Origin of the sequence: Streptomyces sp. NPDC052040, assembly GCF_044548405.1 — a bacterium.
GTDB lineage: Bacteria > Actinomycetota > Actinomycetes > Streptomycetales > Streptomycetaceae > Streptomyces.
Genome location: NZ_JBIUBV010000015.1, coordinates 92,335 through 107,484 on the forward strand (window position 1 = coordinate 92,335; position 15,150 = coordinate 107,484).

The window sequence follows — 15,150 nt, forward strand, 5'->3', positions numbered from 1 at the left end:
GGGGGGCGGGGGCGGCGCCGGCGGCGTGCCCCAGGGCGTGGGGGGGGGGGGGGGGGGTGTCGGGGGGGGGGGGGGGGCGGGGGGCGCCCGGGCCCCCCCCCCCCCGCCCCCCCCCCCCCACCCCGGTGCCTCAGCTGCCGACGAGTCCCCCGAAGAGACCTCCGTGGGCCATGCCCAGGAAGAAGCCGATGGCCGAGGCGCCGAGCCCCAGGATCAGCCCGAAGCGCTGCCGGGTGGTGACGGAGATGAACTGGCCGTAGGCGCCGGTGAAGATCCCCACCAGGCCGGCCCAGGAGCTGACCAGATGCAGGTCGTGGGACACCAACGCCGAGATGAATGCGGTGAGCCCGAGCGCCAGGGTCACCAGGGTGAGGGTGTCCTCGACCGGATGGGCCTTGCCGTCGGTGGCGAACAGGGAGCCGGTGGTGTTGGGTCGCAATACCTGTGCCATGGGGGCACCTCCTGCGGAAGGCGGCGCATCGTAGCGCCGTGAACACCCGATGTGTACAGATTGACGGCCTTCGCGGCCGGATTTCAACCGGAAGCTCGTGTGCGGGTACTCTGTACCGTCTGCACCGGTGTCTGCCCAGGCCGTGCCCGCTCAATCGTCGACTGACCTCGATTGTCAGTGGCGGCTGATCTACTGACCCAGGTTGTCAGTGCGGCCGGCGTACTGACAGACACCGTTGCGTACGCATCACGACCCTCCTGCCACGGAACGACCGTGGCCGCTGAGTCCAAAGGAGGTGGGTTCCACATGCGTCACTACGAGGTGATGGTCATCCTCGACCCCGATCTCGAGGAGCGCGCTGTCTCCCCGCTGATCGAGAACTTCCTCTCCGTCGTCCGTGATGGCGGCGGAAAGGTCGAGAAGGTCGACACCTGGGGCCGTCGTCGTCTCTCGTACGAGATCAAGAAGAAGCCCGAGGGCATCTACTCGGTCATCGACCTTCAGGCCGAGCCTGCGGTCGTCAAGGAGCTCGACCGCCAGATGAACCTGAACGAGTCGGTCCTCCGGACCAAGGTCCTCCGTCCCGAGACCCACTGAGCTTCCGCTCGGTGATCCCGGGATTCGAGTAGCAGCAAGCAGCCAAGAGCAAACCCGCCGAGAGGTTCCCCCATGGCAGGCGAGACCGTCATCACGGTCGTCGGCAATCTTGTCGATGACCCCGAGCTGCGCTTCACCCCGTCCGGTGCGGCGGTCGCGAAGTTCCGCGTCGCGTCCACTCCCCGCACCTTCGACCGCCAGACGAACGAGTGGAAGGACGGCGAGAGCCTCTTTCTGACCTGCTCGGTCTGGCGTCAGGCGGCGGAGAACGTCGCCGAGTCGCTCCAGCGAGGCATGCGCGTCATCGTGCAGGGCCGACTGAAGCAGCGGTCCTACGAGGACCGTGACGGCGTCAAGCGCACGGTCTACGAGCTCGACGTCGACGAGGTCGGCGCGAGCCTGCGCAACGCCACGGCCAAGGTCACCAAGACCGCCGGCCGCGGTGGCCAGGGCGGCCAGGGCGGTTACGGCGGCGGTGGCGGCCAGGGTGGCGGCGGCTGGGGCGGTGGCTCCGGCGGCGGTCAGCAGGGCGGCGGCGCTCCGGCCGACGACCCCTGGGCCTCCGGCGCTCCGGCCGGTGGCGGCCAGCAGGGCGGCGGCGGCTGGGGCGGTGGCTCCGGCGGCGGTGGCGGCTACTCGGACGAGCCCCCCTTCTAGGCCTCTGTCCCGGGTCTTCGGATCCGGACGGGTCGAGGGTGGGCCGTAACCCCAACTTCTTGATCACACAGGAGATACACCATGGCGAAGCCGCCTGTGCGCAAGCCGAAGAAGAAGGTCTGCGCTTTCTGCAAGGACAAGGTCACGTACGTGGACTACAAGGACACGAACATGCTGCGGAAGTTCATTTCCGACCGCGGCAAGATCCGTGCCCGCCGCGTGACCGGCAACTGCACGCAGCACCAGCGTGACGTCGCCACGGCCGTCAAGAACAGCCGTGAGATGGCGCTGCTGCCCTACACGTCCACCGCGCGATAAGGGAAGGGTGACCGACACATGAAGATCATCCTCACCCACGAGGTCTCTGGCCTCGGTGCCGCCGGCGACGTCGTCGACGTCAAGGACGGTTACGCTCGCAACTACCTGATCCCGCGGAAGTTCGCTATCCGCTGGACCAAGGGTGGCGAGAAGGACGTCGAGCAGATCCGTCGCGCTCGCAAGATCCACGAGATCCAGACCATCGAGCAGGCCAACCAGGTGAAGGCCCAGCTCGAGGGCGTGAAGGTCCGTCTGGCCGTCCGCTCCGGCGACGCCGGTCGTCTCTTCGGTTCCGTCACCCCGGCCGACATCGCCTCCGCGATCAAGGCTTCCGGTGGCCCCGAGGTCGACAAGCGTCGTATCGAGCTCGGTTCGCCGATCAAGACCCTGGGCGCCCACGAGACGTCCGTGCGTCTGCACCCCGAGGTTGCCGCCAAGGTCAACATCGAGGTCGTCTCGGCCTGAGGCCGTGCTCGGTTGAGCAACTGAGAAAGGGCCGCACCCTGCTGGGTGCGGCCCTTTCTGCATGGTCCGTGCTGTCTCATGTCGTCGGCTGTCCTCATGCCGTCCCGGCCGACGGGGGGCCTGTTTCCGTGCCGGACGGATGCCCCTGTGGGGAAGACCGGGCGCGCTGTTTCACGTGAAACAGCGCGAGATGCGGTGGCCGGACAGGCCTCAGCGCGTGGCCCCTGTCACGATCCACCGGCCCGAACGGGAACGCAGCCACAAGGTGGCCATCCGCACGGTCATCATCAGTGTCATCGCCGCCCACAGGGCGGTGAGCCCGCCGCCGAGTACCGGGACCAGCAGGGCCACCGGGGTGAAGACGGCCAGAGTCCCCACCATGGCCCAGGCGAGATAGGGACCGTCGCCCGCGCCCATCAGCACGCCGTCCAGCACATAGACAATGCCGCAGACGGGCTGGGCGAGGGCCACCAGGATCAGAGCGGGCAGGGCAGTGTGGTGCACTGCCGTATCGCTGGTGAACAGTGGGAGGAAGAGCGGGCGGGCCACCAGGACCAGCAGTCCAAGGGCCATTCCCGCGGCGATGCCCCACTGGACCATGCGACGGCAGGCATCCCGGGCGCCCCCTGCGTCGCCCGCTCCGAGATGCCGTCCGATGATGGACTGTCCGGCGATGGCGATCGCGTCCAGGGCGAAGGACAGCAGGCTCCACAGCGACAGGATGATCTGGTGGGCGGCCATGTCCGCGTCCCCGAGCCGGGCGGCGACGGCGGTGGCGATCATCAGGACCGCCCGCAGGGACAGGGTGCGCACCAGCAGGGGCGCCCCGGCCTGTGCGCTGGCCCGGATACCCGCCGTGTCCGGGCGCAGCGAGGCGCCGTGGCGACGGGCGCCGCGGACGACGACGAACAGATAGACCCCGGCCATACCGCACTGGGCGATGACGGTGCCCCAGGCGGATCCCGCTATGCCGAGTCCGGCACCGTAGACCAGTCCGACGTTGAGGGCCGCGTTGGCGACGAAACCGCCGACGGCGACATACAGCGGTGTCCGTGTGTCCTGGAGTCCCCGCAGTACGCCGGTCGCGGCGAGCACGACCAACATCGCGGGAACACCGAGCATGGAGATCCTCAGATAGACCGTCGCATACGGGGCGGCCGTCGCTGAGGCGCCGAAGACGTCCACGATGCCGGGTGCCGTGGGCAGCACGAGGGCGATGACGGCGGCTCCTATCAGCAGGGCCAGCCAGATGCCGTCCATGCCCTGTCGGATGGCGGCTCGCAGATCGCCGGCGCCCACGCGGCGGGACACGGCGGCCGTGGTGGCGTAGGCGAGGAACACGAAGACGCTCACCGCGGTGGTGAGCAGCGCCGAGGCGACACCGAGTCCGGCCAGCTGGGCGGTGCCGAGATGGCCGACGATCGCACTGTCGGCCATCACGAAGAGCGGCTCCGCGACGAGTGCTCCGAAGGCCGGGAGGGCCAGCCGGACGATCTCCCGGTCATGTCGGCGTCGGGTGGCGTCGGGTGGCGCGGGAGTCTGTGTCACGGCCACCAATCTAATCGTCCACAGGTAAGAGCTGCAATGTGATTCTGGTCCTTACTCGCGCTCACCCGGGGCCGGACACGGTGTCCCCTTCGCGGTGATCTTGATCCTGCCGGGAAAGTTTTTCTTCTGCACAGCCGGTGGATGGTAAAGCCGCAGCTCAGGTGGCATCCCTCGGATCGCTTGAGGGCTTGTTCACAGGGCTGTCCACCGTGTCGTGCACAGGTTTCGCGGAGTTCTCCACAGCATAGGGGCCGTCGTCCACATGGCCTGTGGATAACCAGATTGGCTGACGCCTCCGAGGGGCCTAACGTGGTGCGGCGCCCACTCCCTCCTCCGCCTTTGGAAAGGACGCGAAAAGACGCGTCCGAACCGGAGCTGGGCATCTCGCTTTGTCAGTGTCGTGCCCTAGAAAAGAGGGGCACGGCGAGGTCCGCGCGGCGGACGGGAGGAGGCGGGCCGGTGAGCATTTCCGAGCCCTTGGACGGTCCGTGGGCCGACAGCGGTCCCAGCGATCGTGTTCCCGCCTCCCGCCGCGGCCGTGAGGGCGGCCGAGGCCGTGACGAGCAGCATGAGCGGGGCTCCGACGGCGGTGCCTGGGAGAGCGGCGGTGCCGCCTTCGAGCGGGTACCGCCGCAGGACCTGGACGCCGAGCAGTCGGTCCTGGGCGGCATGCTCCTGTCCAAGGACGCGATCGCCGATGTCGTCGAGGTCCTCAAGGGCCATGACTTCTACCGGCCCGCGCACGAGACGATCTACCAGGCGATCCTCGATCTCTACGCCAAGGGCGAGCCGGCCGACCCCATCACGATCGGCGCCGAGCTGACCAAACGGGGCGAGATCACCAAGGTCGGCGGCGCCCCGTATCTGCATACTCTGGTGCAGACGGTCCCGACCGCGGCGAACGCCGAGTACTACGCGCAGATCGTGCATGAGCGCGCGGTGCTGCGCCGCCTGGTCGAGGCGGGTACGCGTATCACCCAGATGGGGTACGCGGCCGACGGCGACATCGACGAGATCGTCAACACCGCCCAGGCGGAGATCTTCGCGGTCACCGAGCAGCGGACGGCCGAGGACTACCTTCCGCTCAGCGAGATCATGGAGGGTGCGCTCGACGAGATCGAGGCGATCGGCTCGCGGTCCGGGGAGATGACCGGTGTGCCGACCGGCTTCACCGACCTCGACCAGCTCACCAACGGTCTGCACCCCGGCCAGATGATCATCATCGCGGCCCGCCCCGCCATGGGTAAGTCGACGCTGGCCCTGGACTTCGCCCGCGCCGCGTCCATCAAGAACGACCTGCCGAGCGTGATCTTCTCGCTCGAAATGGGCCGCAACGAGATCGCGATGCGTCTGCTGTCCGCCGAGGCACGCGTGGCGCTGCACCACATGCGGTCCGGCACGATGACGGACGAGGACTGGACCCGTCTGGCGCGCCGTATGCCGGACGTGTCGGCCGCTCCCCTCTACATCGACGACTCGCCGAACCTGTCGATGATGGAGATCCGCGCGAAGTGCCGCCGTCTCAAGCAGCGCAACGACCTGAAGCTGGTCATCATCGACTATCTCCAGCTGATGCAGTCCGGCTCCAAGCGGTCCGAGAGCCGCCAGCAGGAGGTCTCGGACATGTCGCGAAACCTGAAGCTGCTGGCCAAGGAGCTGGAGCTGCCGGTGATCGCGCTCTCCCAGCTCAACCGTGGCCCCGAGCAGCGGACGGACAAGAAACCGATGGTGTCCGACCTGCGTGAGTCCGGTTCGATCGAGCAGGACGCGGACATGGTCATCCTGCTGCACCGCGAGGACGCCTACGAGAAGGAGTCGCCGCGCGCGGGCGAGGCGGACATCATCGTCGGCAAGCACCGAAACGGCCCCACGGCCACCATCACGGTCGCCTTCCAGGGCCACTACTCCCGCTTCGTGGACATGGCCCAGACCTGACGTCCGGCTTGTAGGGTCTCAGATTTCATGTCGGAATCTCATGGCTGATGTCGGGTCAGAGTCGGATGCGACACCGTCTTGAGACTCGCAGGTCATGTCGTCACTCGTTTGGGTGAAGCCCTGAGCGAGTGATCCCGCCCGGTGTGTCGTAAGCGGCAGCGTGCTGTCGAAGGCACCGGAGTGGGGTGGGGGCATGGAGGCTGCGGTCAGCATCCGCCGGCAGGACGGTACGGCTGAAGACCGAGCGTGGGCGTCCACGACAGCGCGGTCAATCGAGTCGGCTGCTCCGTGGCGGACGTTCCGCTGGTACATGGGGCAGAAGCACTACTCCGGCACGTACTGGTCGGCGACGGTCGGGGATCTCGTGATCTACGAGTCGCGACTGGAGCTCGCCCGGCTGTTGTTCGCCGACTTCGACGCTTCGGTACGCGGCATCGTGGCCCAGCCGTTCCTCCTGAAGAAGGTGGTGGAGGGGAAGGTCCGCAAGCACATCCCGGATTACTTCCTGGTGACCGAGGATGGCCCGATCGTCGTGGACGTGAAGCCGCGGCGGCGGCTGGACGATCCGGTCACGGAGCTTGTGACCGACCGGCGGGCAGCCGGGCCAGCGTTGCTGCCACAGATCCGTCAGAAGCACCCGCACATCTCCAGTCAGTGGAGCCGCGACTGGCCCCCCAAGCAGGGGAGGCCGCCGAGCAGGTGGGAGAGAGCGCGGTCAGTGGATTTGATGCTTTCTATGCTGGTGCCCACGTTCACTCGTTGGGGGACTCCGTTGCCGGTGGGATACCGCACCGCCAGCAGTCGTTCGCGTGGTCGTCCTGACAGACGTAGCCGATGGCACCATCCACGCACCATTCGGCGGCCTTCTCGGACAGCAGGTCGGGCCCGGCAAGGAGCAGCCGACGAAATTCCGTGGTGTCCGCAATGTCGGCCGGGCGGTTGGTGAACCACTCGTCGAACCAAGGCTTGTCCTGGTGTATGCGCCAGTGCGCATTCTCCCGGTCGTCGACAGCCGTAAGGAACCGATCGACGATGCGCCCCCAACTCGGTGCTCCGAACCAGCCGTTGTCGGACGCACAGAAGGATTCGATCAGGGTTCGCAGGCCGAACTCCTTCTCGCGAAGGCAGTACCTTCGCCCCCATGAGATCGCGACCTGTGCCATCTCTGCGAGTTCTTCCCGCGGATCAACCTCGTGCGCCGGGTCGTCAGGGTTGTGGCAGGCAAGCCCGAGCTCGAGTACGGACTGCCCTGTCGGTAGAACCCGGGACGGGTTGACGATCGCGAGACCGAGACCGATCCAGTCGACATGGTCGAACGACAGCATCGAGCGCACGAGTCGGGTGGTAGCCGTGTTGATCCGCATCATTGTGCCGTCGTGGAGCGGACTCTTCCCGGCATGCCAGTTCTCGACGGGTGTGTTGCGCCACACGGCGAGCGTGATGCGGGTGGCAGCGAGCCACAGCAGGGCGTCGTCGTCGAGGTGCCCGAACCGCTTGGCACACTCCTGGGCGCCGTAGGTGATCAACTCTTCCGGTTTCGGCCACCTGTGGCTGTCGGGCTCTTCAGGCCCTTCAGGCGCGTACTCGTAGTCGTCGGCGTACCGTCGAGGATCGCGCTCAACTCGGCTGCGCTGTAAGCCTCGCTGTACTCGGAGCTGTCCGGCTCCTCGACGGTGTACATGTCGTGGTCCCAGGAGACGTACACGTCGCCCCAGAGCACGACGTCATCGCACTCGCTGGCGTTGTCCGTCACAACCGGCCTGATGGTGATCGGGGCAGTACGCCCGTCGGTTCGCTCGCCGTCCTTCTTGGCGGCCCATGCGGTGATGATCCCGAGCGGCTTCGGAAGGAGAGGGCCGACCTCGGTGATGCTGAACGGCTCGTCGTCGTCATCGGTGTCGAACCGGCTGTTGACGAACGCGACCGCCTCGGACGGCGTGCTGACGATGGACTGGGTACCACTCTGGTTGTCAACCACTCGCCACAACGCGCTGTTCTTCACGATGCTCTCCGATCGCGGTGAATGCACCCGGGGCGGGTGCGATGCACCGGGTCGCTCGATACTGACTCCGACTAGGTACTCAAAGGGGCCGGGCTGACAGGCTGCACTCGTGGCCCTCAACGATGCCTGGACGCTGGTTGGGCCGAAACCACCCCCGAGCAGGCCAGGGAGGCTGCCGTTCTCCGGTGTTGGCGGCCTCGGGACCGGCCCCATCCCGCCGCACTCTAAGCGCAGGATCTGACAACTCCGGCCGGGCAGCACGTTCATGTGGTCGAAAATGAGCGCATGGACGTCCCTGAGCTGCTCGAAGCAGCTTTCCTGCTGGTTCCGGAAGAGACCGCCACCGAGAACGACATCACGGTGGGAGACGTCTGGGACTACCTCGTTCACGACGAGTGGGAGATCGCCCTGGGTCTGCTGGAGGAGTTTGGGCATGCTGGCTCGCTCCCTTTGGCTTTCTGGGAGAAGCTCGCCGAAGCGGCCGATCAGCTCCAGTTGGAGCGGAGTGCAGCTTGGTGCCCTTGGCGATGCTCCGAGCTTCGCAACGGCGTGATCAGGGCGGATTTGACGCTCCGCCCTGCCGCCGAGGCGCGACGCACGACGCCGATCTCCGGCGCGGGCGTTCTGCGGCCCATGTGGGACATCGGTCTCCTCTCACCCACCGGCGGACATGCGGTCAGCATCGCTGGGCTGTGGGTTGAGAACATGCCCATGCTGGAGCCCGGCGGGCGAGCCACGGTTCGCCTTGTGCCCCTCGCTCCCTCCCACTGGACACACGTCCAGCCCGGCCAGCAGATCAACATGCACGAGGACCGAGCCGTGGCCGGCACCGCAGTCATCCTGGAGGTTTGCCGCCCTGCCACCGCCACGCCCGCGCGATGACATGAACTGCTTGCCGGTGCACGTATCTCCATACGTGGTGGTGCACTCAGACCGGGACGCAGACGAGTGGTGCAGCCTGCTGGACAGCCTGAGGAAATGACACTGCTCTGAGACAGCCGCCCGCCGACACGTCGTGAGACCGAAGAGGAACGTCCAGGTCACAGCGTCGGCGCCTGACACCGAAAGTGAGAACCTACACGGCTCCCCTCAGCTCGCTTGGAAGAATGCGAGCGGGATCGCGCTGGTGGTGAACCAGTCCTCGGCGGTGTAGAAGCTCAGATAGATGCGTATGCGGCCGTCGCCATTGCGCTGCGCCGACAGGGACTGTCCATTGCCGAGCACCCAGTACCGCGCCGTCGGCGCCGACCAGCAGGTCATACGTCGCGCTGCTGCCATCGGTGAAGTGCAGCAGTTCCTCGTCGGCGAATTCGAACGTGCACCCCCAGCGCACCGTGTGCGGCGGGAGGGAGTCCGCACGCGCTGGCCAGGGGCGAGGCCGTGGTGGCCGCGTTGGACAGCTTTGAGGTGGACGCCATCATGCCGGTGGTCACCGCGGTCGACGCATATGTGATCGGCGCGGTGCGCCGGGAGATCGCCGAACGGCGTGCCGAGCGGGCCACCGGGATGGACGAGAGGCACTGGCAGGCCTCCCTCGGTCCCTATCTGGAGCGGGCCTTCGCCACCGGGCGATTTCCCGCGCTGGCCACGGTGGTGCACGATGCCGCCCATCTGGACGCCGACCGCACCTTCCGGATGGGCCTCGACTTCCTGCTCGACGGCATCGAGGCCCGTATCTCCAAGTGAGGGAAAAAACATCCCGGGGATCCGCTGGCCGGCTGAGTGGGATGCCCAGGGAGTCCTGGGCCCGCGCCGGTCACCACGGCGGTGATCCGCGACGCCCCGGAAATGGGCTCGACCCGGGCGTGCTCGCCGGGTGGACTTGGGGGCATGACGACAGCACAGGAAGAACTGCTTCCCGGTACCCGCCGGGCTCTGCTGCACCGTGTCGCCGTGGCGCAGGCCGAGGGGCGGGCCCCGTCCGTGGTCGCCGCGGTGGTCCGGGGCGGACGGACGGTGTGGCACGGCTCGTGCGCCTCGCCGGACGGGCGTGCTCCGGACGAGCATGTGCAGTACCGGATCGGCTCGATCACCAAGACCTTCACCGCCGTCCTCGTCCTGCGGCTGCGCGACGAAGGCCTGGTGGACCTCGGCGACCCGCTGGAGAAGCATCTGCCCGGCACCGGCGCGGGAGAGGCGACCCTCGCCGAACTGCTGGCGCACACGGGCGGGCTGGCGGCCGAGTCACCCGGGCCCTGGTGGGAGCGCACCCCCGGATCGCTGCGCCCAGACCTTGCGGATGTGCTCGGCCGGCAGCCGTTGCTGCATGCGGCCGGTCGGCGGTTCCACTACTCGAACCCCGGCTACACCTTGCTGGGAGCCCTGGTCGAGGAACTGCGCGGAGCCCCCTGGGAGGAGGTTCTCCGGCGTGAAGTGCTCGAACCTCTGGGCCTGCACCGCACGAGTGTCCATCCGGAGGCCCCGTATGCCGACGGCTGGGCCGTCCATCCCTGGGCCGATGTGCTGCTGCCCGAACCGGCCGAGGACCTCGGCCGGATGGCTCCGGCCGGACAACTCTGGTCCACCACGGGGGACCTGGCCCGCTTCGCGGCCTTTCTGGTCCAGGGGGACGACCGGGTGCTGGGCGCCGAGTCGCTTCTGGAGATGCGCACTCCGGCGGCTCCTCCCTCGACCGCCGATGTAGCAGCCGGGTACGCCTACTGCCTGGGGTTGGAGGTCCGGCGCTCGGGTGAGCGGCTCCTCGTCGGGCACACGGGGTCCCTGCCGGGCTTTCTCGCATGCCTCACCCTCGGCGTGGAGGACGATGTCGCCGCCGTGGTCCTGGCCAACTGCACCTCCGGACCGCTGCTGACGGCCGTGGGGGCCGATCTCGTCCGGATCGTGGCCGAGGCCGAGCCCAGGTTCCCCGAGCCGTGGTGCCCGCTGCGCGAGGCCGATCCAGCGGTCCTGGAGCTGGCGGGACAGTGGTACTGGGGGACCCAGGGCTTCGCTCTCCGGGTCACCGCGGACGGGCTCCTCTCGCTCGAACCGCTGTCCGGCTCCGGTCGGCGGTCACGGTTCCGGGCGAACGGCGACGGCACCTGGCGGGGACTGGACGGCTACTACACCGGAGAGCCGCTGCGGGCCGTACGGCGCCCGGACGGATCGGTGAGCCATCTGGACCTGGGATCGTTCGTCTTTACGCGTCAGCCGTACGAGGAGGGTGCGCCGGTCCCCGGCGGGGTGGATCCCCGGGGATGGCGGGGGAACGGGATCGGCTAGACATTGCCGTTCAGCAGTGCCGCCTGGCGGGGCGCGGTTTCACGTGAAACCGCGCCCCTTCGTGCCCTTCCAGGCATCTGTGCAGCTGTCCTGGGACCGGTCGCATCCAGGCCGTCCAGACCGTCCAGGCTGTTCAGAGCTGGAATTTGAAGCCCACATGGGAGGCTTCGAAGCCCAGGGCCTTGTAGAAGCGATGGGCGTCGGTGCGGCTGGTGTCGGAGGTGAGCTGGACCAACTGGCAGTTCTGACGCCGGGATTCGTCAAGGGCCCACTGGACGAGCCGGGTACCCAGACCGCTGCCGCGTTCTTCGGCGTGGATGCGTACCGCTTCGATGATCGAGCGGGTCGCACCCTTGCGGGACAGCCCCGGAATGATCGTGAGCTGGAGGGTCCCGATGATGCGCCCGTCGCGGACGGCGACCATCAGATGTTGGTTTGGGTCGGCGTCCACCCGTTGCAGCGCGGCCAGATAGGGCGTCGGATCCTCCGGGGACTCCCGTAGGGCACCGAGAGGGTCGTCCGCGAGCAGGGCGACGATGGCGGGGATGTCGTCCGCGAGGGCGCGTCGTATCTCAAGATCTGCCATGTCCGCAGCCTAGGGTCTGGGTGCCTCGGAGGGGGTGGGGAGCAGGCGGTTCCAGGTGGGCACATTCAGAGACTCGACCACCCGGACGAGGGGCTCCAGCTCCGGATTCTTCGCCGCCTCGTCGAGCGCCTCACGCAGCGCGGCGTCATTGGTGGGGCGGGCCTCCTCAAGGAGCCGGAGACCGGCCTCGCTCACCTGGGTGTAGATGCCGCGGCGGTCGGTGGGGCAGAGGTAGCGCGCCAGGAGGCCGCGGTCCTCCAGCCGGGTGACCAGCCGGGTCGTGGCGCTCTGGCTGAGGACCACCGCGTCGGCGACCTGCTTCATCTGGAGCATGCCGCCCACCCCGCTGCGCTGTCGGCTGAGCACATCGAGCAGCGAGTACTCCCGCACGCTCAGTCCGTGCCGGGCCTGAAGGGCTCGCTCGACATGGGCCTCGATCCTCCCGTGCAGCAGAGAGAGGGCGCACCAGCCCTGAGCGAGCGCGGTGAGCGCGGGGTCGGTCGCTGTCATGGCGTTCTCCTCCATCCCGGAGCGGCTCCTGACCAGGATAGAGCACGGCCGCAATAGACCGCTGTTGCATATATCAGGCGTCTGCAATTATTGTGTGAGGGCACAACGAGCCCATGCAATCGTTTGGAAGGTAACTGCCCGATGCCTCTCGCGCTTCTGGCCCTCGCCATGGGGGCCTTCGGAATCGGAACCACTGAGTTCGTGATCATGGGCGTGCTGCCCGAGGTGGCGGGGGACTTCGGGGTGTCCATTCCCACCGCTGGACTGCTGGTGACCGGCTACGCCCTGGGAGTGATGTTCGGCGCCCCGGTCATGACCGCGCTCGGGACCAGGGTGACCCGCAAGCGGATGCTGATGCTGCTGATGGGTCTGTTCATCATCGGCAACCTGCTCTCCGCCGTCGCCCCCACCTTCTGGCTCATGCTGGCCGGCCGGGTGGTGGCCTCGCTGGCCCACGGTGCCTTCTTCGGTATCGGCTCGGTGGTCGCGGCCGAACTCGTCGCTCCGGAGAAGAAGGCCGGCGCCATCTCGATGATGTTCAGCGGTCTGACCGTCGCCAATGTCGTCGGAGTCCCGCTCGGCACGCTCATCGGACAGTCCGCGGGCTGGCGGATCACCTTCGCACTCGTTGCCGCGCTCGGCGTGCTCGGACTCCTCGGTGTCGCGAAGCTCGTCCCCGAGATGCCCAAGCAGGAAGGCGTCCATCTGCGTCATGAGCTGGCCGCCTTCAAGAATGTGCAGGTGCTGCTCGCCATGGCGATGACCGTTCTCGGCTTCGGCGGTGTCTTCGCCGCCATCACCTACATCGCGCCGATGATGACGCATGTGGCGGGCTTCGCCGACGGCTCGGTCACCTGGCTGCTGGTCCTCTTCGGCCTCGGCATGGTCGGGGGCAACCTCGTCGGCGGCCGTTTCGCGGACCGCGCGCTGATGCCGATGCTCTACACATCGCTCGGCGGGCTCGCCCTGGTGCTCGCGCTGTTCACGATGACCGCGCACCACAAGGCCCTCGCCGCTCTCACCATCGTGCTGATCGGCGCCCTCGGCTTCGCGACCGTGCCGCCGTTGCAGAAGCGGGTCCTGGATCACGCCCACGGTGCCCCGACTCTCGCCTCGGCCGCGAACATCGGCGCCTTCAACCTGGGCAACGCCCTCTCGGCCTGGCTCGGCGGCATCGTCATCTCCGCCGGTCTCGGCTACACCGCCCCGAACTGGGTGGGCGCCGTACTCGCCCTGGCCGCCCTGCTGCTCGCCTTTCTCTCGGCCGCTCTGGAGCGCCGTGAGACGCACTCGGCAGCGGCCCCGGCCATGGGGACGCCGAGCGATCGACAGGCTGCCATGCAGCGTTGAGCGGGTCCTCCCGCGCATGGGGAACGTGTGCCTCCGAGTCTCGGAGGCACACGTTCCGTGCTGTTGGGCTCAGCCCGCCGCGACGGTCACCGGAGCGAAGCGCCGTGTCCAGTCGCCCGGCAGATCCGGGATGCCGCAGGTCATGACCGTGTTCAGGCCGACGGAGGCGAGACCGCGCTCCTTCAGCCAGGCCAGCAGTTCCTTGTGCCGCACATCGACATCCGTGCGCAGGGGGCGGTCGGTACGGGCGGCGAGTGAGGCAATGAGCGCCTTGGCCGTGTCGGTGTCCCGGGCGATGAGCGGACCCACGACCTGCGTCTCCATATTGGGCCATGCGGCCGCGTACCCGGTGATCCGCCCGTTCTCCTCGGCCACCCGCAACTGGTCGGCGAAGGCGGGCAGTCGTGTGATCACATGGGTGCGGTCGGCGCCGAAGACCTCCTCGTCGAGCCGGACCAGCGTGACGAGGTCCTCTCCGGTGGCCGGGCGGGTGTGAACGGGGGACGGTGGCCCGCCCGCCGTGAAGTGCCCCAGCACCATCTCGGAGCTTCCGATGGCCTTGAAGCCGAGTTCCTCGTAGAGAGGGCGGCCGAGCGGGGTCGCATACAGGGTGAGGGGGGTGGCGCCCGCCTCCGTCACCAGCTGCCGCATCAGCCGATGTCCCACGCCCTGGCGGGCATGCCGCCGGGCGACCAGCACCATGCCGATGGCCCAGAGGTCCGGACGGTACTGAGATCCGTACTCGGTGACGACGCAGGCCGCGACAAGTCCGCCTTCGGGGTCGTCGATGCCGTATCCCTTTCCGGCGGCCAGGAGCAGGCCCCATTTGTGTTCTTCCCGGGGCCACCCCCGGTCCTCGGACAAGTCGGCGCAGACGGTGAGATCGCGAGGCGCCAGACGGCGGATGGGCAGAGCGCTGAGGGGAGGTGTCGACACGCAGGTCAGGCTGTCCGACAGGAGCCACTGACGTCCACCGCTTTGCTGAGGAACGCACACGCTTTTGGCCATGCCATGCCCCAACTCGGCGCGGAGACAAGCGTTTCACGTGAAACAGAGAGGGGCGGATCCGGGCTTCCTCCGAAGGGCGTGCCTGAATTGGTTCGGGGAACGCCGTAGTTGAGGGAATTGCTTGCCGGGACGGCTCTTCTTTGCCCGGAGGCCAAGGGGGTACTTGTGTATGAGACGGCGACCGGTATGGTCGAGTCCAGTTCGTGTCTGGTGCGATGTGCACATGTTCCATCGGGCAGGAACACAGGCCGATGCAGCTTAACCGGATGGAGAGATCGAAGACCCGCATTTTCTGTTAGACGGCCGGACTGGGGTCCGGGGTGCGATGCTGCGGTCCGAGTACTGCGGCCAATGTCACACTCTCGCCTTACTTGTCCGTACGCAGCGGGAACACGGGTTGAATGAGGCCGCATTGACCATCAGGGACTGAACGGGGAAAAGACGCAAGGCCCACGGCGTGGAAACCGACGCGCGTCGACAGGGAAAGTGCGGGGACCGACC

15 protein-coding genes and 2 pseudogenes are annotated in these 15,150 nt (G+C 67.7%); 10 read left to right on the forward strand and 7 right to left on the reverse strand.

Annotated elements, in window-relative coordinates; translation table 11 throughout:
• Positions 1-130 precede the first annotated feature (130 nt).
• Positions 131-451, reverse strand: a complete 321-nt coding sequence (locus tag ACIHAA_RS25445) for a hypothetical protein (RefSeq protein ID WP_399820973.1) — start codon at positions 449-451, stop codon at positions 131-133.
• 306 nt (positions 452-757) lie between these two features.
• Between ACIHAA_RS25445 and rpsF the strand changes: the two genes are divergently transcribed.
• From rpsF to rplI, 4 genes are all read left to right on the forward strand, one after another.
• Positions 758-1,048, forward strand: coding sequence for a 30S ribosomal protein S6 (gene rpsF, locus ACIHAA_RS25450; RefSeq protein ID WP_004985983.1), 291 nt, complete (start codon positions 758-760; stop codon positions 1,046-1,048).
• A gap of 72 nt (positions 1,049-1,120) precedes the next feature.
• Positions 1,121-1,705 carry a single-stranded DNA-binding protein gene (locus ACIHAA_RS25455; RefSeq protein ID WP_399820975.1) on the forward strand — a complete coding sequence of 195 codons (585 nt, stop codon included), beginning with the start codon at positions 1,121-1,123 and terminating at the stop codon, positions 1,703-1,705.
• Between the two features lie 81 nt (positions 1,706-1,786).
• Positions 1,787-2,023, forward strand: coding sequence for a 30S ribosomal protein S18 (gene rpsR / locus ACIHAA_RS25460; RefSeq protein WP_003949403.1), 237 nt, complete (start codon positions 1,787-1,789; stop codon positions 2,021-2,023).
• An 18-nt stretch (positions 2,024-2,041) separates the two neighbouring features.
• A complete protein-coding gene (gene rplI / locus ACIHAA_RS25465; protein ID WP_129308049.1) occupies positions 2,042-2,488 on the forward strand; it encodes a 50S ribosomal protein L9 in 447 nt (148 codons plus the stop codon).
• 210 nt (positions 2,489-2,698) lie between these two features.
• On the opposite strand, the gene ACIHAA_RS25470 is transcribed toward rplI, so the two are convergent.
• A complete protein-coding gene (locus ACIHAA_RS25470) occupies positions 2,699-4,036 on the reverse strand; it encodes an MATE family efflux transporter (protein WP_399820978.1) in 1,338 nt (445 codons plus the stop codon).
• A 459-nt stretch (positions 4,037-4,495) separates the two neighbouring features.
• Between ACIHAA_RS25470 and dnaB the strand changes: the two genes are divergently transcribed.
• On the forward strand, positions 4,496-5,971 hold the full coding sequence (gene dnaB, locus ACIHAA_RS25475) for a replicative DNA helicase (protein WP_399820979.1): 1,476 nt from the start codon (positions 4,496-4,498) through the stop codon (positions 5,969-5,971).
• A gap of 193 nt (positions 5,972-6,164) precedes the next feature.
• A pseudogene (locus ACIHAA_RS25480) lies at positions 6,165-6,491 on the forward strand (TnsA-like heteromeric transposase endonuclease subunit); the annotation flags it as partial.
• A 232-nt stretch (positions 6,492-6,723) separates the two neighbouring features.
• Here the strand turns inward: ACIHAA_RS25480 and ACIHAA_RS25485 are convergent.
• Positions 6,724-7,949 (reverse strand): annotated as a pseudogene (locus ACIHAA_RS25485) (hypothetical protein).
• Between the two features lie 309 nt (positions 7,950-8,258).
• Between ACIHAA_RS25485 and ACIHAA_RS25490 the strand changes: the two are divergent.
• Complete coding sequence (locus ACIHAA_RS25490; protein WP_399820981.1) at positions 8,259-8,855, forward strand: hypothetical protein; 597 nt, start codon at positions 8,259-8,261, stop codon at positions 8,853-8,855.
• Between the two features lie 207 nt (positions 8,856-9,062).
• On the opposite strand, the gene ACIHAA_RS25495 is transcribed toward ACIHAA_RS25490, so the two are convergent.
• Complete coding sequence (locus ACIHAA_RS25495; protein WP_399820984.1) at positions 9,063-9,251, reverse strand: hypothetical protein; 189 nt, start codon at positions 9,249-9,251, stop codon at positions 9,063-9,065.
• Positions 9,252-9,365: 114 nt separating this feature from the next.
• Between ACIHAA_RS25495 and ACIHAA_RS25500 the strand changes: the two genes are divergently transcribed.
• Positions 9,366-9,659 (forward strand): TetR/AcrR family transcriptional regulator C-terminal domain-containing protein, encoded by a 294-nt coding sequence (locus tag ACIHAA_RS25500; protein WP_399820985.1) that lies wholly within the window; start codon positions 9,366-9,368, stop codon positions 9,657-9,659.
• Positions 9,660-9,803: 144 nt separating this feature from the next.
• Positions 9,804-11,195 (forward strand): serine hydrolase domain-containing protein, encoded by a 1,392-nt coding sequence (locus tag ACIHAA_RS25505; protein WP_399820987.1) that lies wholly within the window; start codon positions 9,804-9,806, stop codon positions 11,193-11,195.
• 133 nt (positions 11,196-11,328) lie between these two features.
• Here the strand turns inward: ACIHAA_RS25505 and ACIHAA_RS25510 are convergent, their stop codons facing one another.
• Positions 11,329-11,781 carry a GNAT family N-acetyltransferase gene (locus ACIHAA_RS25510; RefSeq protein ID WP_399820989.1) on the reverse strand — a complete coding sequence of 151 codons (453 nt, stop codon included), beginning with the start codon at positions 11,779-11,781 and terminating at the stop codon, positions 11,329-11,331.
• A gap of 9 nt (positions 11,782-11,790) precedes the next feature.
• Complete coding sequence (locus tag ACIHAA_RS25515; RefSeq protein WP_399820990.1) at positions 11,791-12,291, reverse strand: MarR family winged helix-turn-helix transcriptional regulator; 501 nt, start codon at positions 12,289-12,291, stop codon at positions 11,791-11,793.
• A 141-nt stretch (positions 12,292-12,432) separates the two neighbouring features.
• Here ACIHAA_RS25515 and ACIHAA_RS25520 point away from each other — a divergent pair, with 141 nt between their 5' ends.
• The gene (locus ACIHAA_RS25520) at positions 12,433-13,641 is read left to right on the forward strand and encodes an MFS transporter (RefSeq protein ID WP_399820991.1); all 1,209 of its coding nucleotides are present in this window, start codon (positions 12,433-12,435) and stop codon (positions 13,639-13,641) included.
• A gap of 69 nt (positions 13,642-13,710) precedes the next feature.
• Here the strand turns inward: ACIHAA_RS25520 and ACIHAA_RS25525 are convergent, their stop codons facing one another.
• Complete coding sequence (locus ACIHAA_RS25525) at positions 13,711-14,577, reverse strand: GNAT family N-acetyltransferase (RefSeq protein ID WP_399820994.1); 867 nt, start codon at positions 14,575-14,577, stop codon at positions 13,711-13,713.
• Positions 14,578-15,150: the final 573 nt, after the last annotated feature.